The organism is Ruegeria sp. YTSA108 (assembly GCF_059610185.1).
Window position 1 is genome coordinate 1 of the sequence record NZ_JBXWND010000020.1, and the last position, 20,068, is coordinate 20,068.

Below are 20,068 nucleotides of genomic sequence, written 5' to 3' on the forward strand. Positions count from 1 at the left end.
CACCAATACCGGACAGTTTCGTGGCTCACGTCGATGCCTCGTTCATGCAGCAGATCTTCGACATTCCGAAGCGAGAGCGGAAATCGAATATACAGCATCACAGCAAGGCGGATGATCTCGGGACTGGTCTTGAAGTTTTTAAAAGAGGCAGGTTTGGTCATGTGCAAAAACTACGCAACCGCCCTGCCCCGCTCAAGCAAAGTTCTTCTGACAAGACCTGCAAGGGGTGTCACTTCACTCCCGCGAAGAGTATTTGTTTCTTGCGATCTGCATCCCTTTGACACAAATCGAAATCGTTCTCATGCAAAAAACCCTGAGGGGAGGGCGCAACTAAAAAATGCCCATAATCATCTCGGCCTGCGACTAGCGCAACCAAAGTCTTCACGCCGTTTTGCTGTTTCATTGAGGGCTTTATGAAACGCAACGCCGCACCAATGCGTCTATCGTCTGTGTTATTGGGCCCTGATGCGTGAAAGAGATGCCCGTGATGCATGGATGCCTGCCCCGCACGCAATTCGGCAGCGACCGCATCTTTTTCCTTCACATCGACTGCGATTTCCTGCCCTCGTGACAACAGGTTGTTTTCGCTGAAGGTGTCCACGTGAGGCACGATACGGCTTTTATGGCTGCCAGGAACAAACCTCATACACCCGCTTTGCTCAGACGCTTCTGAAATCGCAACCCAACAGGTTACCTCTTCAGCATCATCCAAACCCCAATAGGTCAAGTCTTGGTGCCACGAGACTATCTTTGATGATCGCGCTTCTTTTACGAAAAGTGCTCCGCTCCAAACCATGAGGTCCGGCCCTAACACTGTTGAAGCAGCCTCAATCAGCTTCGGATGGCGAAGAAGTGCATCGAATGATGGTATTAGCCTGTCCGGATAAGAATATAGAAGCTTGAGTTTCTCCGGGTCGTCTCTGAGAATGCGCTCTGCTTTCTCAAAACCATCGCGCAGCGTTTGGACCTCGGAAGCTGTCAGGATATCCAGCGGCGCTACGAAACCGTCTCTTTCATAAGCCTTTGCAGTATCACGCATTCGTCTATCCATCGTCATTTTCCGGAAACGTTAACTGTACCTTCATTGATTGGCTTCGATCAGACGCGACCTCAAAGGCAGTGACAACCTCGCCAACTTCGAAGGAATGCGTCACCAACTGGTCGACGTTTATTAGTCCGCTTCTCATCATCTCGACCGCGACTGAGAACTCGGAATGGAAACGGAAAGACCCGCGAAGCACTATCTCTTTTGAAGTCAACGCTTGCATCGGCACTGTCATATCTCCGCCCAGACCAAGCTGAACCAATGTTCCACCCGGTCGCAAGCATGCGACTCCAGAAGCCAGAGCAGATTGAGCCCCGGAACACTCCAGTTGGACATCAATCTGGCCCTTGTCCTTTTCAAACGTCTCCAGTTTTTGCGGATCGGCGTAAGTGTTGATGGCATCGTCTGCCCCGCATTCACGCGCCAAAGCGAGGGTCTGGTCCGAGATATCGGTCGCCACTATTCTGGCCGCCCCTGAACGACGTGCTGCCAAGATCGTGAGGCAGCCGATCGGACCGCATCCCGTGATAAGTACAGTTTTACCTAAGAGGCTCCCAGCTTGTTTAATCGCGTGCAAACAGACCGCCAGAGGTTCGGCCATAGCGGCCTGCGCGGGGCTCAACCCATCTGCCGGAACACATTGACCTGCTTTTGCCACGAGTTTGCTTTGAAAAGCGCCTTGGATATGCGGGAACGGCATCGCGCTGCCATAGAACTTCATATCAAGACAGTGGTTTTGCTGCCTGTTCAGACAATAAATGCAGGCTTGGCAAGGGCGGGATGGAGAAACTGCAACGAGTTGACCTGAGTGCACCCCCTGCACACTTGACCCAACTTTCACGATTTCCCCGGCGACTTCGTGTCCAAGTACCATCGGTTGACGCAACTTTATCGCACCGAAACCACCGTGGTTGTAGTAATGCAGGTCAGATCCGCAAATCCCACCCGCGCGCATGGCAATCAAGACTTCGTCTGGCCCCACATCGTGTACGTCTCGGTTTTCCAACCTCAGATCTTTTGCGGCATGGATAACAACAGCAACACTGGCCGAAGACATTGCACAGACTCCCTATACAGATTGCCAAAAGATACGGATAGTCGGTGCTGACAACCAAGGGGTTTTTGCATGACGCTTGAAATGTTCAACCTAAAGGGAACACGCGCACTAGTAACAGGCTCTAGCCAAGGCATTGGATTTGCGTTGGCCCGTGGCTTGGCTGCCGCCGGTGCTCAGGTCGTTTTGAACGGGCGCGACACCGCGAAGCTAGCGGCAGCAGCATCCGAGTTGAGGGAAACAGGCGCCTCGGTACGTGAACTTTCGTTCGATGTAACCGATCATGAAGGTGTCCGATCTGCCGTGGACAACTTTGAAGAGTACGCCGGCCCCATAGACATCCTGATAAACAACGCCGGAATGCAACACAGGACGGAGTTACAGGATTTCCCCGCTGAAGCGTTCGAGCGCCTACTACAGACAAATGTTGCGTCCGTCTTTCACGTCGGTCAGGCTGTGGCACGGCACATGATTGAAAGAAAGTCAGGCAAGATCATTAACATTGCTTCGGTTCAATCCGCATTAGCAAGACCGGGTATTGCGCCTTACACGGCGACAAAAGGCGCCGTGACCAACCTTACAAAGGGAATGGCAACTGATTGGGCTAAATATGGTCTAAACTGCAATGCCATTGCGCCTGGATATTTCGATACACCTTTGAACGCCGCATTGGTTGCTGACCCAGAGTTCAGTGCATGGCTTGAGAAACGCACCCCAGCCGGTCGCTGGGGCAATGTAGAAGAACTTGTCGGCGCCGCCATATTCCTTGCCTCCCCTGCATCCAGTTTCGTCAATGGACATACTCTCTACGTTGATGGCGGAATAACGGCGTCACTTTGATTTGTGTCTTTCAACCGTCTGCTAGGTACGACTGACGCAGGTTTCGTTTAAAGCACCGACGCCAAAGCAATCACCACAACAACCATCAATGAAGCCGCCATCGCAAAGTTGATCCTTTGATGTGAACTCTCACTTAAATCAAGGCTGCCCAGCTTTGCGCCAGCACCCAGCCAGATCATGTGAACTGGCACCCAAATCATATTGAATACTACGATTTTTATGACGACCTCCCAAACGGGCGCATCGGGCATAAAGGCAAACCCTGAAAACAATGCAGTGCCGACCACGTAAGCCTTGGGATTAATGAACTGAAGTGTCAGCCCGTTCGCAAAACCAAGTGGCGAGACCGCGGGGGAAAACCCGACCTTTGAGCCAGCGCTTGCAATACGCCAGGCGAGAAATCCCAAATACCCGACAGAGGCAAATAGCAGCAAAGTTCTAAGTACCGGTATAGCCAAAGCTACTGCAGCGACTCCAGAAACAACCAACATCATGTTGATGAACCCGCCCAGCATCAAACCGGCCACAAAAGCGAGCCCAGCTCGAAAACCAAATGCTGATCCAATACCCGCAGTTGTCAAAACACCTGGGCCAGGCGTAATCAACAGAAAGAAAACCGCAACGGCAAATTCAAACACTGTTCAGATTGGCCTTTTACAGATCTCTGCATTCCGGCACAGCTGTGATCACCGATCCGTCCTTAAGGTGTTGCAGGAGATTGTCGACAGTTAGGTCACCCATAGCTGCACGCGTCTCAATAGTCGCGCTACCAGCGTGAGGGAGCAGAACGACATTGGACAGCTCGCGCAATGCTTTTGGAACACGCGGTTCGTCCTCGAAAACATCAAGCCCTGCCCACCCGAGCTCACCGTTTTGCAATGCATTAATGAGGGCAGTTTCGTCGACGATCGAACCTCGACTAACGTTTATCAGAGTGCCGCCTGCCCCCAACGCGTGCAGCACCTCAGCGTTGACCAGCTTGTTGGTCGAAGGACCGCCGGGCGTGATGCATATGAGGACGTCCACATGTTCTGCCATTTCAACCAAATTGTCGAAATACGGGTACGGGACATCCTTTTGATTGCGGGTGTGATAAGAAATTTCGGGGGCCCACGGCTCCAACTTATCAACGATCGCCTGACCAATGCGACCAAGACCAAGAATGCCTATCTTTTGATTGTCCGCTGATCGCGTCAAAGGGGCATTACCTTCAGCTTCCCACCGTCCGGACCGAACGTAATCATCGTCACGTATGAGCTCTCGATAACATGACAGAAACAGCAGAACGGCGGTGGTTGCGACTTCTTTGTTCAAAACATTGGGTGTGTGCGTAACAACAATCCCACGCTCAACCGCAGCATTTGCGTCGACAGCGTCGTAACCGACCCCATAGACACTGATCATCTTCAGGTTACTGAGTGATGTCATCAGGTCATGGGGAACACCATCATGTCCGTTCGTTACAATATGCGTAACACTTTCAGCGTTGAAATTGTCCAATTGATGAATGTCGAACGCTGCGGACAGGCGCTCTCGCATCCGTTCTGTGATCCCTCCGATTTGCAATAAGTCAGTCATCTTGACCGACCTTTTGCCGCTGAACACCAAGCCCATCGATGCGAAGCTCCATGACGTCGCCTTTTTTTAGGTAAACTGGTTTCGGTTTGATCCCCATTCCGACACCGGGCGGTGTTCCAGTTGAAATGACGTCACCGGGGTGCAATGTGAAAAGTTGACTTAGATGCTCAATGATCTCGGCAACCGAAAAAATCATCGTAGCAGTATTCCCGGTTTGCATGCGCTGACCGTTTACATCCAGTGACATACCAAGACTTTGAGGATCAGGCACTTCATCCCGGGTCACTAGCCACGGGCCGGTAGGGCCAAATGTGTCGCACGATTTTCCTTTGGTCCATTGACCGGTCAGTTGAGTTTGAAAATGCCTTTCCGACACGTCATTTACGATGCAATAGCCCGCAACATATTCGAGTGCGTCGGCCTTGGAAACGTATTTGGCTGTTTTGCCTATGACGACGCCCAGTTCGCATTCCCAGTCGGTGTGTGTAGATCCCCGCGGCATGACAACCTCGTCATATGCCCCAATGACCGCAGAGTTAGCCTTGAAAAAAAGGATCGGATGCTCGGGAATATCTGCGCCGGTTTCTGCAGCATGGTCCGAGTAGTTCAAACCGATGCAAAGAAATTTACCGATGTCGCCGACACACGGTGCGATACGAGGATCACCCTCCACAATTGGCAGGTTACTCGGATCTAATGAGCGCAGACTATCAAGAGTTCCGTCATCTAAAATCTCGCCGGTGATATCATTGATGTGAGCGGACAGATCCCGCAAATGCCCCTCAGAGTCGACCAGGGCAGGCTTTTCCGAGCCCTCGGCTCCGTAACGAACAAGTTTCATTTCTTTTCCTTTTAGTGATTGTCGCGTGGCATGAAGCCTCGCGCAATATCGCGGTAGTTTTCTGCACCTTTGAGCGTCATACCGCGATCCAACCGATCTACTTTTTCGCGGAATATTTCCTGCCACGGGGATTGGTTGGGCGGCATTGAATACCCACCTTTTGCCTCCAGATCGCGGGCGCGTTCATGCAGTTCTTCAAGCGAAACCAGCATATCTGCTGTGCCTTTGCCTAGATCGATGCGCAGTCGGTCGCCAGTTCGCACCAAGGCCAACCCACCGCCCTCTGCTGCTTCGGGTGAAGCATTCAGGATAGACGGGCTTCCTGATGTGCCGGATTGCCGGCCATCACCGATGCAAGGAAGAGCTTCGATGCCTTGTTTCAACAAATATGCAGGTGGACGCATGTTCACGACCTCTGCGGCACCTGGGTACCCTCTTGGTCCTGCTCCGCGCATAATCAGAATACAGTTTGCGTCTATTTTTTCTGCGGGATCATCGATCCGATGGTGAAAATCCTCGGGCCCATCAAACACAACCGCCCTGCCCTCAAACGCATTTGGATCATCCGGGTTCGACAGGTAGGTCTCTCGAAATGCCTTTGAGATCACAGATGTCTTCATAATCGCACTCTCGAACAGGTTGCCCGAGAGATTGATGAACCCCGCCTGTTGCTTAACTGGGCTACTGACAGGCTTGATTACGTCGCTATTCTGAGACCGGCGCGTCGAGCAGTTATTGCCCATCGTCTTACCGTTCACCGTTATCGCATCGGGATGCGGCAGCAATCCAGCATCAAGAAGCTCTCCGACAACGGCGGGTACACCTCCGGCCTGTTGGTAATCTTCGCCCAGATACTCACCCGCTGGCTGCATGTTAACCAACAGAGGAACGTCGTGGCCAAGTTTCTGCCAGTCATCGTTGGTCAACGGAACACCAAGGTGCCGAGCGATCGCATTCAGGTGGATCGGCGCGTTCGTCGATCCGCCAATCGCAGAGTTGATAACAATCGCATTCTCAAAAGCCTGACGTGTCATCACATCGCTGGGGCGTAAATCCTCCCAGACCATGTCCACAATGCGTCTACCTGTTTCATAACTGATTTGACCGCGCTCTCGATACGGGGCAGGTATGGCTGCTGATCCCGGCAATTGCATTCCCAAGGCTTCAGCAAGCGAATTCATGGTCGTTGCTGTCCCCATCGTATTGCAATAACCCACCGAAGGTGCCGCGGCGGCTGCGATCTCCATGAACTCATCGGTGTCGATTTCATCAGCCGCAAGGTCTTCGCGCGCTTTCCAAATAACCGTTCCTGATCCGGCGCGCTCACCTTTCCACCAGCCGTTGAGCATTGGGCCGACCGACAGCGCAATCGCTGGGATGTTGACGGTCGCAGCGGCCATAAGAAGAGCGGGCGTTGTCTTGTCGCAACCAATGTTCAGAACAACGCCATCAATCGGGTACCCGAATAGACTCTCAACGAGGGACAGATAAGCTAGATTGCGGTCGAGAGAGGCCGTTGGCCGTTTACCGGTCTCTTGTATCGGGTGGACTGGTATTTCGATGCACGTTCCCCCGGCAGCGATGATTCCGTCGCGAACGCGTTTGGACAACTCGATATGATGCCGGTTGCAGGGGCTCAAATCACTCCCGGTCTGAGCAATCCCAATGATCGGCTTGCCTGATTGCAGTTCTGCGCGGGTCAACCCGTAATTCAGGTATCTTTCTAGATACAATGCCGTCATCTCAAGGTTCTCAGAATTCATGAACCACTTGCGAGATCGCAGATCATTTTTTGATATTTTAGTCATTGGCCTGACCATCCCCCGTCAATTATGTGCGTGTGTCCCGTGGTGAATGCACTTTCATCGCTCGCCAGATAGACGACCAATGCAGCAATCTCTTCTGCCTTCGCTACACGCCCCATAGGCTGACGCGCCACAAATTGTGCAAGGGCTTCTTCTCTGCTGCCCAGTTGCTCTCCCAACGCATCTACGCGGTCACGCCAACTGGGACTGTCGACTGTTCCCGGACAAATGCAATTGCACCGAATTCCTTGTGTTATGAAGTCCACGGCTACTGATTTAGTCAGCCCAACAACAGCAGCCTTTGTCGTTCCATATACACAACGATTTGGCGCACCGATTATGGAACCCAGTGCGGAAGACATATTGATTATCGAGCCTCCTCCGCGCTCTAGCATCCCCGGCAATACAGCCTTTGTCGTGCGCACCATTGAGCGCACATTAAGGTCCATGGCGAAGTCCCATTCTTCATCGGTCGCATCCAGAATCGTTCCGTGATGCACGAACCCGGCGCAGTTGAACAAAACGTCCGGCTTCGCTCGCGCGACCCCATGATGAATACTGTCATTATTCGTCACATCCATCTCGAAAATTTCGAGATTTTCGTGATTCTGATCGCGAATCAAATTTAAACTTCCAGGGTTAATATCCGTCGCATAGACTTTCGCACCCTCTCTTGCCATCGCAATTACGCTTGCAAGTCCGATCCCTTGCGCGGCGGCTGTGACCAGGACGTTTTTTCCCTTAAGTCTCTCTGACATATATATTTTCCGACCCTAAAAGTGGCGACTGGACAAGTGTTACTTCGTCCCACAGATCAACCGAGAAGCAGAGAAACCTTGGCGGATTTGCAACGACTTCTGGCATGTGGGCCCAGAGCCGTTAGCGTATGACAGAGATTTTGGTTTGGCCATAACCATGCGTGGCGCACCTTCGGAAGGACAGAGGATTATGAGCAAGCAGTTCAAAGTAGCTCTATTGGGAACCGGCCTGATGGGCGCTCCTATGGCGAGGAATATTTTGCGCGCCGAATTTCCGCTAACCGTATGGAACCGCAGCTTGAAAAAGGCAAAACCGTTGACGGCAGAAGGCGCGACATTGGCGGAAACTGCCCCGCTGGCGGTTTCGGGTGCAGACGTAATAGTAACCATGCTGTCGGATGGGTACGCGACCGGCGCGCTACTTTCTGACGAGGCTTTCCGCGAACAACTCAAACCGGGGATGATCTGGATTGATATGTCCAGCGCTAAACCCGAACACGCCAGAGAGCAATCCGCGCAATTATCCTCGATGGGGGTGCAGCATCTGGACGCCCCGGTTTCCGGTGGCACCAAAGGTGCCGAAGCTGGCACCCTTGCGATCATGGTCGGTGGTGATAAGGACGTTATGGAGCGCGTGCGACCGGTTCTGACAGCAATAGGCCGGCCTGTGCATGTTGGCCCAAGTGGTTCCGGTCAATTGTGCAAATTGGCCAATCAAACAATTGTCGCTGTGACAATATCTGCTGTCGCCGAAGCGACACTACTGGCTCAGCAAGGCGGTGCAGACCCAACCGCGTTGAGGGCCGCGCTGAAGGGGGGCTTTGCGGATAGCATTATTTTGCAACAACATGGCGAACGCATGTCTGACGGAAATTTTGTACCCGGAGGTTTGTCTAAGTTTCAAATAAAGGATTTGGACAACACACTAGAGGAAGCGCGCAGCCTTCGCGTTGAGCTACCCAGCACCCAATCTGTGCGCGACCGTTTCGAATATTTGATAAACGAAATGGATGGGGCTGAGCTGGATCATTCGGCCTTGTATTTGGAACTTAAAAAACGGAACGGGATGCTGTGACGAGGATCCTTGTGTTAGGCGGTGGAGGAATGCTGGGCCAGAAACTGGCTCATGGAATTTCGACCCAAGAAACTTTTGGACCAGAAGCCCAAATCTCACTGTTCGATCTCTCGTTCCCGCTCGACAGTGCGCCAGGTAAGCAAATTGTGGGGAACTTGACTGCGCCAGGCATCGCCAAGTCTGTTGCAGCTCAGCGCCCGGTCGTCATATTCCACCTTGCAGCTATCGTTTCAGGCCAAGCTGAGAAAGACTTTGCGTTGGGCTGGGATGTCAACCTTATGGCGACCTGGGCACTGCTGAATGCACTCAGAGATGAACACGCAGCATCAGGAGGCGAGTACACGCCTCGTCTGGTTTTTGCCTCGTCCATAGCAGTTTTCGGAGCACCGTTCCCTGAAAAGATTGGCGATGAGTTCCTCTCGGCACCTTTGACCAGTTACGGAGCGCAGAAAGCAGCGTCTGAGTTGATGATCACGGATTTCAGCAGGAAAGGATACATCGACGGTATTTCCTTGCGCTTGCCCACTTTGTGTGTACGCCCGGGCAAGGCCAACGCTGCCGCTTCTTCCTTCTTTTCAGGTATAATCCGAGAGCCACTGAATGGAGATGAGGCTGTCTTACCAGTTGCCGTAACTGTTCGCCACTGGCACGCCAGCCCCCGCGCCGCTGCGACTTTTTTGACCCATGCAGCAACACTGGACACGCAGCTTTTGAATGACAGACGCGCATTAAACATGCCGGGCGTAAGTTGCACCGTCGCCGAACAAATCGAAGCGCTGCGCGATGTGGCCGGTCAAGATGCAGTTGGCCTCATCAGGCGAGAACCCGACGAGGCAATCGAACGAATAGTCAAGAATTGGCCGCGCGACTTTCAAACAGATCGCGCTCGAGAGTTGGGGTTCAAGGCGGAATCAAGCTTCGACGAAATCATTCAGGTGTATTTGGAAGACGATTTTCGGCTTTAGTCGCCCATCGTCTTTCCAGTTAGGTGGCGTTTCAGATGATCGTGAATCTTTTCTCGTGTTAACTGCTCATCCCCTGACAATGCTGCTTCAAGTATATCGGCATGGTGTCTTATGTTTTGAGAAATGAACTCAAAGTTCCGATCTGCCACCATCAATTGCTGTCTGAATTGCGCGTAAGCTCGGCTATGCATTTGTTTTAAGGTTTCCGAGCCACAGGCAGAAATAAGCGTTTGGTGAAACTCCTTCTCCGAGGCAAACCATATCTCGATAAGGCCGCTCGGGTCGTCTGTGGAGTGTATGCGTTTTTCGATATGGCTAAGTTTGTGATGAGCGGCCGTCAATCTTGCTTCCCAATCCACTCCGCCATTGCGGATCGACATCGCAGTGCCTTCGGCCTCCAACAAAACACGGACGTGTGTCAATTCGATAAGCTTCTGCGGCGAACGCATCGGCACGCGGAAACCTTTTTGTTCCTGAAAGTCCACCAATCCAACAGCGGCCAAACGAAAAAGGACTTCCCGAACCGCACTCGCAGAACAGCCATACTCATTACGAAGTTCTTCGGCTCTCACCTTGGCTCCATGCTCAAATCCATTAGAGATTAGGCGCATTTTAAGGTCTTGATAAATATCGATTTCTTCTTTCATCCAGGTATGCGCCTTCAATTTTTGTCCAAGTAGCGTCGTAAGCAATTTTTCGAATTTATGCAATAATCTCGAAATTTTTAGAAATTTCAAATTTTTCTTGTTGCATTCGATTCGTCGGCTTAACGTCTATCTGCGTGACAGCAGCGGAGGCGACAAGATCTCCCACTAAGCGCAATGCTCAACGTCTGGGAGGACACCATGAAAATAGTCAAGACAGCGGCCGTGGCGGCCGTAGCCACGACAATGGCAGCCGGTTTCGCGATGGCTGAAACAACGAAACTTAGAATTCAAACCCATTTTTCGCCCGAAACTCTTTCTGGTCAGATGGCTGCAAAATTCGTTGAAGACATTCAGGAGATGTCGAACGGCGAAATCGAAGTTGAAATGTTCTATTCCTCTTCAGTGGTCAAATCAGTTGAAACCTTCGATGCCGCTGCTACGGGAATTCTGGACTGCGACATGACGGGCGGCGGCTATCAGACCGGTAAAAATCCGGCCTTCCAGTTTGCGGGCGACCTGCTCGGCGGGTATCAGAACCCATATCAGCAAATGGCTTGGCTTCTTCATGGCGGCGGAAGAGAAGCTGTGAATGATCTATACAACGGCTACGACATGGAGTTCATCGGATGGTGGATTCCCGGGCCGGAGTCGCTTTCTTCGACCAAACCGATTGCAAAAGTGGACGACTTCAAAGATTGGAAATTCCGCTCCCCTCCAGGCCTTGCGACCAAAGTGTTCGCGGAACTTGGTGCTTCTCCGATCGTTATGGACTTCAACGAAATCTTTACGGCTTTGGAAACCGGTATCATTGATGGCGCGGATGCCGCGAACCTGACTAACAACGTGGGACTGGGTCTGTACGAGATCGCAGGTCACACAAACTATCCCGGTTTTCACTCGATGCCGGCAGATCACCTAGCCTGTCGCAAAGAAGTTTGGGAAGCTATGCCTGCGCACCACAAGAAGATCATGGAAGTCGCAATGGATAGCTTGGCATTGCACAATGCCACAATCAATGAAGTGCAGAACGCTCAGACTGCAAAAGACCTGAAAGCAAAAGGTGTTCAGTTGTACGAATGGTCGCCTGAAGACCTGGCAGCGTATCGCGCGGCCGTTCAGGTCGGTTGGACTGAATTCGCGACGACCCCTGAGGCACAGGCGCTTTTGGAAAGCCACATCAACTTCCTGCGTGACCTGGGAGCAATGCAGTAGTCAGGCTTCGACCGAATTACGACGCACGGAGAGGCCGCACTAGCGGCCCCTCCGGATTGGCGCCGGGATCCAGAACTTCATGAAAATCAACAGAATAATAAGTCACATACTGCAGTACGACATGCCGGAAGTTCTGGGCTACTCGCAACAGTATTATGACAAGCGTACAACCCATCTGGTCGAGATTCAGACAGATGAAGGGGTAACCGGTTGGGGGGAGTGTTTTGGTCCCGGAAACGTAGCCATTGCCAACAAGTCTATCGTAGAAAAGGTAATCCAACCATTGGTCCTTGGCATGGACCCTTTGGACAAAGACGTGATCTGGCACAAGGTGTACAACCTTCTGCGAGACCATGGCCAAAGCGGAATGCCAATACAGGCTTTGTCCGGTGTGGACATCGCACTTTGGGATATCACCGGCAAAATCTCTGGCCTCCCCCTCCATAAGCTTGTCGGCGGCGCGCATCGCACAAGCGTTCCTTGCTACGGCTACGGCATGATGCTTCGGGATGAACCGATTTCTAGTCTGGCCAGCCGTTTTGAGGAGGAAGCCGCAAAGATCAAAGAAATGGGATTTACCGCCACCAAAATGAAAACGGGCTTTGGCCCGAAGCCTGATGTGAAGCTGTGCGAAGCAGTTCGACGCGGAGTTGGTGACGACTTTCCTTATATGGTCGATGCAAACCATGCTTATACGACTTCGGACGCATTTTTTGTCGGTCGGGCGTTGGAAGAACTGGACGTATATTGGTTCGAAGAACCTGTCGCGCCAGAAGACATTGACGGGTACCGCGAATTGCGCACTTCGCTGAAAGTCAACATCTCGGGCGGGGAGGCAGTTTTCAATCGCTGGGCTTGGCGCAATCTTCTTGAAAATCGCGGCATCGATATAGCGCAGCCAGAAGTATGCGCTTTGGGCGGTGTTTCAGAGTATCTCAGGATTCTAGCACTATGCCACGCACATTTCACTCCGGTCGTAAATCACGTCTGGGGTAGCGCCATCGCTGTCGCGACTAATCTGCATTTACTGGCGGCCATGCCCCCAATTCCAGGCGGCTTGCATCCTTGGGAACCGATGCTGGAGTTCGATACGACGGACAACAAGTTTCGGGACGATCTGCTGACCGTACCGCTGGAAATTCAAAATCAGGTCAAGGCCAACAACGGCCGTGTCATGATCCCGACTGGCCCCGGACTGGGGGTCGAGCCGGATCGAGACTTTATCGATCACTACAGGATCGAAGGATAGGGACGAGGGTTACGCGATGCACAAGAATTCAGGCGGACCAATTGAATGGCTCATACCGTTGGCCTTCGTCGCGACTGCCAGTTGGCTTGTTTGGCATCTCCCGGCATTCCTATTGGATTGGCTGCCTTACACCTCTGAATCCCTCAAAAGCCAGGTAACGGAAATATATCTGCGCAGCGACGTCACGCCCGAATTACCTGGCGTGTTCGGGGGGTATGTCGACATCATCGACATGGCCGCGCTCGTCCTTCTACCGTTTCTTGCAGTGTTTGGCACCAAGACCGTGCGCCCAGCGACAATGGAGTTCGAAGGCTCGACGGTTATGGATCGTTTCGCCCTGTTCATAGGCCGAGTTACCATGATGATGATCGCAATCATGACTGTCGTCATGCTCTACGAAGTCTTCATGCGTTATATCCTGGAAAAGCCGACCGAGTGGGCCAACGAAATGACACTCTGGTTCGCCAGCTTTGTGTTTTTGATGTCTGGCTACTACGCCATGCAACAACGCAGTCACATTCGAATATTCCTGCTGTACGACGCAGTTCCACGTTGGCTTCAGCGTGTTTTTGATACGGTTTCGACAATCCTGATCGTACTGTTTGCCTTCTTTCTGGTCTACGGCAGCTACAAACAGGTGTTCGTCAACAAGCTCTATAAATGGGAGCTTTATGGCTCCGCCTTCAATCCTCCGATCCCGGCGACGTTGCAGCCGATGGTGCTGATCGTGATTACGCTCGTCGCAATGCAAGCAATTTTGAACTTGATCGCGGATTGGAACAAAGAACCGGAAATCCACACAGATGAACCGGACGAAGACGAAATTGAAATGATCAAACGAGCGGTGGGACAAGACTGATGGATATTGGAACAATCTCACTCATCCTGATGGTCGCCCTGATCGTGCTTCTGGCGATCGGAATGCCCTTGGGTCTGGCCTCGGCTTCTCTTGCTGTTCTGGTTCTGGTCCTGAAGTTTGAACCGACACTGCTTTTGAACCCGTTTTCATTCGGCGACGGGGTTCTCACCGGTCGGCCAGGCACTGGGCCGCTCTATATCCTGGCGCAGAAGATATACGGGCTCTTAACGGACTACGTGCTCATATCAGTTCCATTGTTTATCTTCATGGCGTCGCTGCTAGAGCGGTCCGGGATCGCGCGGGACATGTATTCGTCGTTGAATGTCTGGCTGTCCAGAACACGCGGCGGCATCGCAATCGTGACCTCGATCATGGCGGTGATCATGGCGGCCATGTCCGGCATCATCGGCGGTGAGGTTGTCCTGCTGGGCCTTATCGCCCTGCCCCAGATGCTGCGCCTCGGCTACGATCAGAATCTCGCGATCGGCGTCATCTGCGCCTCGGGGTCGCTTGGCACTATGATCCCTCCCTCGATCGTTCTGATCATCTATGGGCTGATCACCGAAACCTCGATCAAGTCGCTGTTCACCGCGTCTTTCATTCCCGGCTTCATGTTGGCCTCAATGATCATCCTGTACATCATCATCCGCACGCAGTTGAATCCTCATCACGCTCCGCTGCCGGAGCCGGACCCGAACGACCCCGAACCGGCTGAAAAACGCAAACTGTTTGGGGCTTTCATGAGCATCGTCGTCGCCGGATTTTCCACCGTTCTGTTTATCCGGGCTGCGTTCTTCGAGCTTTCCGGATCAAACGCTGCCAGCCAGGGTGAACCAGCGCGGCTGGGGACAGCTGACTACCTGCCCTGGTTTGCCGGCATCACGATCGTCGCCCTACTGCTGATCTTCTTCGTCTTTGGCAGAGAGCGCGCCAAAATAGGGTGGGAAATGGGCAAAGGCCTCGTTGCACCGCTGGTCGTCATCGGCGTCGTTCTCGGCTCGATCTATGGCGGGATCACAGGCATCACCGAGGCAGCAGGCATGGGCGCCTTCGCCGTCCTGATCATCGCTATCCTGCGGGGCGAGGGATCGTTTGAGCTGGTTTGGGACAGCTTGATGCGGACGTTAAAATCCACAGGTACCATTATCTGGGTTACGATCGGGGCCGCCGCGCTGGCGGGTGCCTACACCATTGCTGGCGGGCCCCAATACGTGGCCGACCTGATCGTCGGCCAGGAGCTGCCGACCATGCTGGTCATTCTGGTGATGATGCTGATCTTGCTGTTCATGGGCGCATTCATGGATTGGGTCGGCATCGTTCTGTTGATCATTCCGGTCTTTTTACCGATCGTCCTGCGCCTTCCCATTGAGGAAATCGGGGTCTTTGGCCAGCTAGAGCCGAGTCATGTCGCCATCTGGTTCGGCGTCGTGTTCTGTATGAACATGCAGGTCAGCTTCCTCTCGCCACCTTTCGGACCGGCCGCGTTCTACCTGAAGTCGGTAGCCCCGCCGCATATCAGCCTGACGGATATCTTCCGCGGCTTCCTGCCATTCATCGGGATCCAGTTGCTGGCGCTTTCCGTTCTTCTGATCTGGCCGGGCATCATCGCGCTGCTGTTGTGAGGTTGCACCCATGCTGACACAAGATCAGATTGGCAAGTTCCGGACGGACGGATACCTCGTGGTCGAGGATGTAATTCCCGGCGATGTCCTGGATCGGGTACAGGCCGAATACTCGGATGTCCTGAACCGGCTCTATGACGGTTGGTACAACAAAGGGCTGGTCAAGAACGAGCCGTCGAGAATGACCTTCTGGGACAAACTTCTGTCCGCCTATCAGGCCGGTTGCGACTATTTCCAGCCGCTGGACATCTCGCTGCCCGGTGATCGGATCATGGCGGACACACCGTTACATATTGGGCCCGCAGTGTTCGACTTGCTGACGGCCCAGCCCATGCTTGACGTTGTCGAGCAGTTGATCGGGCCAGAGTTGGTCAGCAATCCGATCCAGCACGTTCGGCTGAAGCCCCCTGCCCTTAAGCTGTGCAAGGACGAGGTGCGCGCGCATATCACCGCAACGGACTGGCATCAGGACCGGGCGGTTGCGTTGGAGGATGCGGACCAGACCGACATGGTCACGGTTTGGATTGCCGTCAACGATGCAACGGTTGAAAACGGCTGCTTGCAAGTGCTGCCAAAGGCACAAGACCAATCAATCCTGCCGCATTGCGCGCGGACACAGACAGGCATTGCCGACGGGTTCATTGACGAAGGCCGAGCCGTGCCCCTTCCTGTCAAGGCAGGCGGGATCATCCTGTTTCACCCTCTGACGCCACATGCTTCGCTGGTCAATGAAACGGACCGGTTCCGCTGGTCGTTCGACATCCGCTTCAGTGCGACAGGCCAACCCACCGGTCGAGATCATTTCCCCAGCTTCATCGCGAGGTCCAGATCGCACCCCGAAACCGAGCTGCGAGATTGGCGCGTCTGCAAGTCCAATTGGGAAGCGGCACGAGCAAGGCTGTCCGGACAGCCGCATATAGATATTCACCGGTGGACATCGGACTCGCCGTTCTGCGCCTAGCTGCTGCCGCCAAGAAAGCTGATTATGACTTTTGTACGTTTAGATCGAATGGATAGCGTGGTGGTTGCAACTCGGCCGCTGGAGGCCGGTAGTATGGTCGAAGATGTCTCGACCAATGCGCGCATCCCTTCGGGACACAAGGTCGCCACGCGTATGCTTGCACCCGGTGATCCGGTCAGAAAATACGCCCAGATTATCGGTTACGCCACCCAACGGATCGAACCTGGCGACCATGTGCACACCCACAATATCGAGTTCCGTAATACCAGCGTGGACTACGAGTTTGCGACGGACCACCGGCCCATGAAACCCGCCACCTCGGTCGATACGTTCATGGGCTACCACCGGGACAACGGTCGGTTCGGTACGCGCAATTACATCGCGGTTCTGACCACCGTGAACTGTTCGGCGACTGCGGCCCGCATGATTGCCAACCACTTCACACCGGACAAGCTGGCAGAGTTTCCGAACGTCGACGGCGTGGTTGCCTTTGTCCACGGAACGGGCTGCGGAATGGCCGACTCTGGCGACGGTTTCGAAGCTCTTCAACGGGTCATGTGGGGGTTTGCGAAACATCCCAACCACGCTGCTGTTCTGATGGTCGGTCTGGGCTGCGAGATGAACCAGATCGACTGGCTGTTGGACGCGTATGGGCTGAAGCAGAGCCCCACCTTCCATACGATGAACATCCAGAACGTCGCCGGATTGCGCCGGACCGTGGAAATGGGCATCAGCAAGATCAACCAGATGCTGCCCCTTGCCAATGAGGCGCGGCGCAGCGAAGCCCCGGCGTCCGAACTGATGGTTGCGCTGCAATGCGGTGGATCGGACGCTTGGTCAGGTGTGACCGCGAACCCTGCGCTCGGACATGCCTGCGACCTGTTGATTGCCCAAGGCGGCACAGGTGTCCTTGCGGAAACGCCCGAAATCTATGGAGCCGAACACCTTTTAACCCGCCGCGCCCTTGGTCGTGCAACTGGGGACAAACTGATCGGACTGATCGATTGGTGGCAAGACTATACCGCTCGCAATCACGGTTCGATGGACAACAACCCAAGCCCCGGCAACAAGCAAGGCGGTCTGACGACCATCCTTGAGAAATCGCTGGGGGCAGCGGCGAAGGGCGGAACCACCCCTTTGACCGGTGTATTCAAATACGCCGAACCCATCACCGCCAAAGGCTTCACCTTCATGGACAGCCCCGGATATGACCCGGCCTCGGTGACCGGGCAGATTGCGGCCGGGTGCAACCTTGTGTGCTTTACCACGGGGCGCGGCTCTGCATTTGGGTCCAAACCGGCACCCACGCTGAAAATCGCTACTAACTCTGAGTTGGCAGCGCGCATGCCCGAAGACATGGACGTGGATGCGGGCGACATTCTGACCAAAGGTACCAGCGTCGAAGAAAAAGGACGGGAAATATACCAACGGCTGCTCCAAGTCGCCTCGGGCGCGCGGACCAAGTCCGAGGCGCAGGGCTTGGGTGACTACGAATTCGTTCCCTGGCAAATCGGAGCGGTGATGTGAAAAGGATCCTTGTAGCCGGCGGTGGGTTGATCGGTATCCGCCACGTCCGCGCCGTGATTGAGCATCCCGGCTGTATGTTGGTCGGGTTGGCCGATCCAGATGGCTCGATCAAGATAGACGTGCCGCGTTTTGCTAGTGTGGACGAGGTGCAGGACCCGGTAGATGGCGTCATCATTGCGACGCCGACCCGTCTGCATGCAGAACATGGCATTCTGGCCGCATCCCGCGGTTGGCACATGCTAATCGAAAAGCCGGTTGCCGCATCAGTCGATGATGCCCTGCGCCTGAAGACGGCCGTTCGCCAGGCTAATGTCCGCAGCCTTGTAGGCCACCATCGGCGTTATCACACAACCTTGCAGCAACTGAAAGAGGTGATCACGCAAGGTACGATCGGACAAGTTATCAACGTCTCGTTGCTGTGGGCCATGCGCAAACCCGAGAGTTATTTTGAACAGAACTGGCGGACTTTCGATGGCAGCCCAGTCATGATCAACCTGGTGCATGATATCGATGTCATGCGCTTTGTGATCGGAGAAATCTCAGATGTCGTCGCCCTGCCTGGCGCGTCGATCCGCGGATCAGATCGGATAGAAAGCGGGGCTATCGCGATCGCGTTCGAAAACGGCGCAACGGGCACTATCAGCTTTGCCGACACCGCACCCAGCCCTTGGGGGTTTGAGGCCGGAACCGGCGAAAACCCGAATATCGGCACAACCCGACAGGACATGATGTGGATCACTGGAACCAAGGGCGCTGTAAGTTTTCCTTCCATGACCCTGTGGCGTGGAAAGGATTGGGGCACTGCGGCCCAAAAAGACCAACTTCTACGACCGAAACAGAAACGCGAGCCGCTGGAGGCCCAGTTGGATCACTTCCTTGACGTGATCGACGGCGCCTCACCGTTGATCGACGTCGAGGATGCGGCCCGGACGCTCGAGGTCACATCACGGATAGAACAGGGGCTAAAAGCGCGGTCAGCTCGAGCGCGGGCACCGACCTGAAGGAAATCCGGCCCCGGCGAAGAACCGGGCCACCCAAAAACCTATAATTACACGCCGGGCAATATGAGCATCCGAACTTCAAAACCGCCCGCGCCAGACACAAGAATGAAAACCAGAGACATTTACGGAAAGGGAAACCAATGAGCAAACCATCAATCGGGTTTATCGGCTTGGGACTAATGGGCGGAGCCATGGTGAACCGACTGTTGGACCAAGGATACTCGGTCACGGTATTGGGAAACCGCGACCGCACATACCTGGACGCCGCGATTGACCGAGGAGCCCGCGAGATGGAAAACGCCCACGAACTGGCTCAGGCCAGTGACATCGTGATGCTGTGCATGGGTACCTCCGAACAGGTCGAGGGCCGTATGCGCGGTGCAGATGGAGTGATTTCGGGATTGAAACCCGGGGCGATCGTCATCGACTTTGGCACCTCGCTTCCAGGCAGCACACGCGCCTTGGCCGAGGAGGTTGCCGCAGCCGGCGGAAGCTATCTTGATGCGCCGCTTGGCCGTACGCCTTCGCACGCGCTAGAGGGCAAGCTCAACATTATGACTTCCGGCGACAAGGCTGCCTTTGACAAGGCCGAGCCGACACTGAAAGACTTGGGCGAAAACGTTTTTTACCTTGGGCCCGTTGGGTCCGGACACACGATCAAGCTGATCAACAACTTCTTCGGAATGACCGTCGCGAACGCAATGGCCGAAGCCTTTGCCATGGCAGATATTACCGGTGTTGACCGCAAGCAGGTGTATGACGTTATGGCCGCAGGGCCGCTGCATTCCGGAATGATGGATTTCGTCAAAGCCTACGGCGTCGAGGATGACCCAAATCAGCTGGCCTTTGCCATCAAGAACGCGGCAAAAGACCTTGGGTATTATGACCGCATGGCACACGAGGCAGGCGTTACCAGCGTGATGTCGCAGGGCGCGCTTTCGGCGCTGATTGACGCGCGCGACCACGGTCAGGCGGACGACATGGTCAGCCAGATGGTTGACTACTACGTCAAGCGTTTCAACACCTGAT

At 54.1% G+C, this 20,068-nt stretch carries 18 protein-coding genes and 2 pseudogenes; 11 read left to right on the top strand and 9 right to left on the bottom strand.

The window, feature by feature from the left end; all coding sequences use genetic code 11:
* The 3 genes and pseudogenes from AC2FHW_RS18775 to AC2FHW_RS18785 form a co-directional block, all read right to left on the bottom strand.
* Positions 1-161: pseudogene (locus tag AC2FHW_RS18775) on the bottom strand (IS6 family transposase); the annotation flags it as partial.
* A 68-nt stretch (positions 162-229) separates the two neighbouring features.
* Positions 230-1,039 carry a phytanoyl-CoA dioxygenase family protein gene (locus AC2FHW_RS18780; protein ID WP_246097144.1) on the bottom strand — a complete coding sequence of 270 codons (810 nt, stop codon included), beginning with the start codon at positions 1,037-1,039 and terminating at the stop codon, positions 230-232.
* A gap of 4 nt (positions 1,040-1,043) precedes the next feature.
* Positions 1,044-2,102, bottom strand: coding sequence for an L-idonate 5-dehydrogenase (locus tag AC2FHW_RS18785; RefSeq protein ID WP_142634748.1), 1,059 nt, complete (start codon positions 2,100-2,102; stop codon positions 1,044-1,046).
* 69 nt (positions 2,103-2,171) lie between these two features.
* On the opposite strand from AC2FHW_RS18785, the gene AC2FHW_RS18790 reads away from it, so the two are divergent.
* Positions 2,172-2,939: an SDR family oxidoreductase gene (locus AC2FHW_RS18790; protein ID WP_271946167.1), complete on the top strand. Its 768-nt coding sequence runs from the start codon at positions 2,172-2,174 to the stop codon at positions 2,937-2,939.
* 47 nt (positions 2,940-2,986) lie between these two features.
* Here the strand turns inward: AC2FHW_RS18790 and AC2FHW_RS18795 are convergent, their stop codons facing one another.
* Genes AC2FHW_RS18795 through AC2FHW_RS18815 form a run of 5 tightly spaced genes read right to left on the bottom strand, consistent with a single transcriptional unit; the run spans position 2,987 to position 7,921 of the window.
* On the bottom strand, positions 2,987-3,577 hold the full coding sequence (locus tag AC2FHW_RS18795) for a LysE family translocator (RefSeq protein WP_496822446.1): 591 nt from the start codon (positions 3,575-3,577) through the stop codon (positions 2,987-2,989).
* Between the two features lie 16 nt (positions 3,578-3,593).
* Complete coding sequence (locus tag AC2FHW_RS18800) at positions 3,594-4,517, bottom strand: 2-hydroxyacid dehydrogenase (protein WP_496728900.1); 924 nt, start codon at positions 4,515-4,517, stop codon at positions 3,594-3,596.
* Complete coding sequence (locus AC2FHW_RS18805; RefSeq protein ID WP_271946157.1) at positions 4,510-5,358, bottom strand: fumarylacetoacetate hydrolase family protein; 849 nt, start codon at positions 5,356-5,358, stop codon at positions 4,510-4,512. Before AC2FHW_RS18805 ends, AC2FHW_RS18800 begins: the two co-directional genes overlap by 8 nt.
* An 11-nt stretch (positions 5,359-5,369) precedes the next feature.
* Entirely contained in the window at positions 5,370-7,166 is a 1,797-nt protein-coding gene (locus AC2FHW_RS18810; RefSeq protein ID WP_271946154.1) for an IlvD/Edd family dehydratase, read from the bottom strand.
* Entirely contained in the window at positions 7,163-7,921 is a 759-nt protein-coding gene (locus AC2FHW_RS18815) for an SDR family oxidoreductase (RefSeq protein ID WP_271946151.1), read from the bottom strand. Before AC2FHW_RS18815 ends, AC2FHW_RS18810 begins: the two co-directional genes overlap by 4 nt.
* Positions 7,922-8,111: 190 nt before the next feature.
* On the opposite strand from AC2FHW_RS18815, the gene AC2FHW_RS18820 reads away from it, so the two are divergent.
* Together AC2FHW_RS18820 and denD are read left to right on the top strand one after the other, a co-directional pair.
* On the top strand, positions 8,112-8,996 hold the full coding sequence (locus AC2FHW_RS18820; protein ID WP_142634762.1) for an NAD(P)-dependent oxidoreductase: 885 nt from the start codon (positions 8,112-8,114) through the stop codon (positions 8,994-8,996).
* On the top strand, positions 8,993-9,961 hold the full coding sequence (gene denD, locus AC2FHW_RS18825) for a D-erythronate dehydrogenase (protein ID WP_271946148.1): 969 nt from the start codon (positions 8,993-8,995) through the stop codon (positions 9,959-9,961). The genes AC2FHW_RS18820 and denD overlap by 4 nt, the downstream gene beginning before the upstream one ends.
* Here the strand turns inward: denD and AC2FHW_RS18830 are convergent.
* On the bottom strand, positions 9,958-10,608 hold the full coding sequence (locus AC2FHW_RS18830) for a GntR family transcriptional regulator (protein WP_271946146.1): 651 nt from the start codon (positions 10,606-10,608) through the stop codon (positions 9,958-9,960). The genes denD and AC2FHW_RS18830 overlap by 4 nt on opposite strands.
* Positions 10,609-10,806: 198 nt before the next feature.
* Between AC2FHW_RS18830 and AC2FHW_RS18835 the strand changes: the two genes are divergently transcribed.
* The 8 genes and pseudogenes from AC2FHW_RS18835 to AC2FHW_RS18870 all read left to right on the top strand — a co-directional run.
* On the top strand, positions 10,807-11,820 hold the full coding sequence (locus AC2FHW_RS18835) for a TRAP transporter substrate-binding protein (protein WP_142635164.1): 1,014 nt from the start codon (positions 10,807-10,809) through the stop codon (positions 11,818-11,820).
* 79 nt (positions 11,821-11,899) lie between these two features.
* Positions 11,900-13,069, top strand: a complete 1,170-nt coding sequence (locus AC2FHW_RS18840; protein ID WP_142634768.1) for a mandelate racemase/muconate lactonizing enzyme family protein — start codon at positions 11,900-11,902, stop codon at positions 13,067-13,069.
* Positions 13,070-13,085: 16 nt separating this feature from the next.
* Positions 13,086-13,928 (top strand): TRAP transporter small permease subunit, encoded by an 843-nt coding sequence (locus AC2FHW_RS18845; RefSeq protein WP_282027517.1) that lies wholly within the window; start codon positions 13,086-13,088, stop codon positions 13,926-13,928.
* Positions 13,928-15,550: a TRAP transporter large permease gene (locus AC2FHW_RS18850; RefSeq protein ID WP_142634770.1), complete on the top strand. Its 1,623-nt coding sequence runs from the start codon at positions 13,928-13,930 to the stop codon at positions 15,548-15,550. Before AC2FHW_RS18845 ends, AC2FHW_RS18850 begins: the two co-directional genes overlap by 1 nt.
* A 10-nt stretch (positions 15,551-15,560) precedes the next feature.
* On the top strand, positions 15,561-16,511 hold the full coding sequence (locus AC2FHW_RS18855) for a phytanoyl-CoA dioxygenase family protein (protein ID WP_271946140.1): 951 nt from the start codon (positions 15,561-15,563) through the stop codon (positions 16,509-16,511).
* A gap of 24 nt (positions 16,512-16,535) precedes the next feature.
* Positions 16,536-18,038 carry a UxaA family hydrolase gene (locus AC2FHW_RS18860; RefSeq protein ID WP_271946137.1) on the top strand — a complete coding sequence of 501 codons (1,503 nt, stop codon included), beginning with the start codon at positions 16,536-16,538 and terminating at the stop codon, positions 18,036-18,038.
* Positions 18,035-19,039: a Gfo/Idh/MocA family protein gene (locus tag AC2FHW_RS18865; RefSeq protein WP_271946135.1), complete on the top strand. Its 1,005-nt coding sequence runs from the start codon at positions 18,035-18,037 to the stop codon at positions 19,037-19,039. The genes AC2FHW_RS18860 and AC2FHW_RS18865 overlap by 4 nt, the downstream gene beginning before the upstream one ends.
* A 98-nt stretch (positions 19,040-19,137) precedes the next feature.
* Positions 19,138-20,067 (top strand): annotated as a pseudogene (locus tag AC2FHW_RS18870) (NAD(P)-dependent oxidoreductase); the annotation flags it as partial.
* Between the last annotated feature and the right edge of the window lies 1 nt (position 20,068).

What these genes read in the sequence shown, in the direction of transcription:
- AC2FHW_RS18780 (WP_246097144.1), bottom strand. Translation starts at nt 1,039, where the DNA reads ATGCGTGATACTGCAAAGGCTTATGAAAGAGACGGTTTCGTAGCGCCG.
- AC2FHW_RS18785 (WP_142634748.1), bottom strand. Translation starts at nt 2,102, where the DNA reads ATGTCTTCGGCCAGTGTTGCTGTTGTTATCCATGCCGCAAAAGATCTG.
- AC2FHW_RS18790 (WP_271946167.1), top strand. Translation starts at nt 2,172, where the DNA reads ATGACGCTTGAAATGTTCAACCTAAAGGGAACACGCGCACTAGTAACA.
- AC2FHW_RS18800 (WP_496728900.1), bottom strand. Translation starts at nt 4,517, where the DNA reads ATGACTGACTTATTGCAAATCGGAGGGATCACAGAACGGATGCGAGAG.
- AC2FHW_RS18805 (WP_271946157.1), bottom strand. Translation starts at nt 5,358, where the DNA reads ATGAAACTTGTTCGTTACGGAGCCGAGGGCTCGGAAAAGCCTGCCCTG.
- AC2FHW_RS18810 (WP_271946154.1), bottom strand. Translation starts at nt 7,166, where the DNA reads ATGACTAAAATATCAAAAAATGATCTGCGATCTCGCAAGTGGTTCATG.
- AC2FHW_RS18815 (WP_271946151.1), bottom strand. Translation starts at nt 7,921, where the DNA reads ATGTCAGAGAGACTTAAGGGAAAAAACGTCCTGGTCACAGCCGCCGCG.
- AC2FHW_RS18820 (WP_142634762.1), top strand. Translation starts at nt 8,112, where the DNA reads ATGAGCAAGCAGTTCAAAGTAGCTCTATTGGGAACCGGCCTGATGGGC.
- AC2FHW_RS18830 (WP_271946146.1), bottom strand. Translation starts at nt 10,608, where the DNA reads ATGAAAGAAGAAATCGATATTTATCAAGACCTTAAAATGCGCCTAATC.
- AC2FHW_RS18835 (WP_142635164.1), top strand. Translation starts at nt 10,807, where the DNA reads ATGAAAATAGTCAAGACAGCGGCCGTGGCGGCCGTAGCCACGACAATG.
- AC2FHW_RS18840 (WP_142634768.1), top strand. Translation starts at nt 11,900, where the DNA reads ATGAAAATCAACAGAATAATAAGTCACATACTGCAGTACGACATGCCG.
- AC2FHW_RS18845 (WP_282027517.1), top strand. Translation starts at nt 13,086, where the DNA reads ATGCACAAGAATTCAGGCGGACCAATTGAATGGCTCATACCGTTGGCC.
- AC2FHW_RS18850 (WP_142634770.1), top strand. Translation starts at nt 13,928, where the DNA reads ATGGATATTGGAACAATCTCACTCATCCTGATGGTCGCCCTGATCGTG.
- AC2FHW_RS18855 (WP_271946140.1), top strand. Translation starts at nt 15,561, where the DNA reads ATGCTGACACAAGATCAGATTGGCAAGTTCCGGACGGACGGATACCTC.
- AC2FHW_RS18860 (WP_271946137.1), top strand. Translation starts at nt 16,536, where the DNA reads ATGACTTTTGTACGTTTAGATCGAATGGATAGCGTGGTGGTTGCAACT.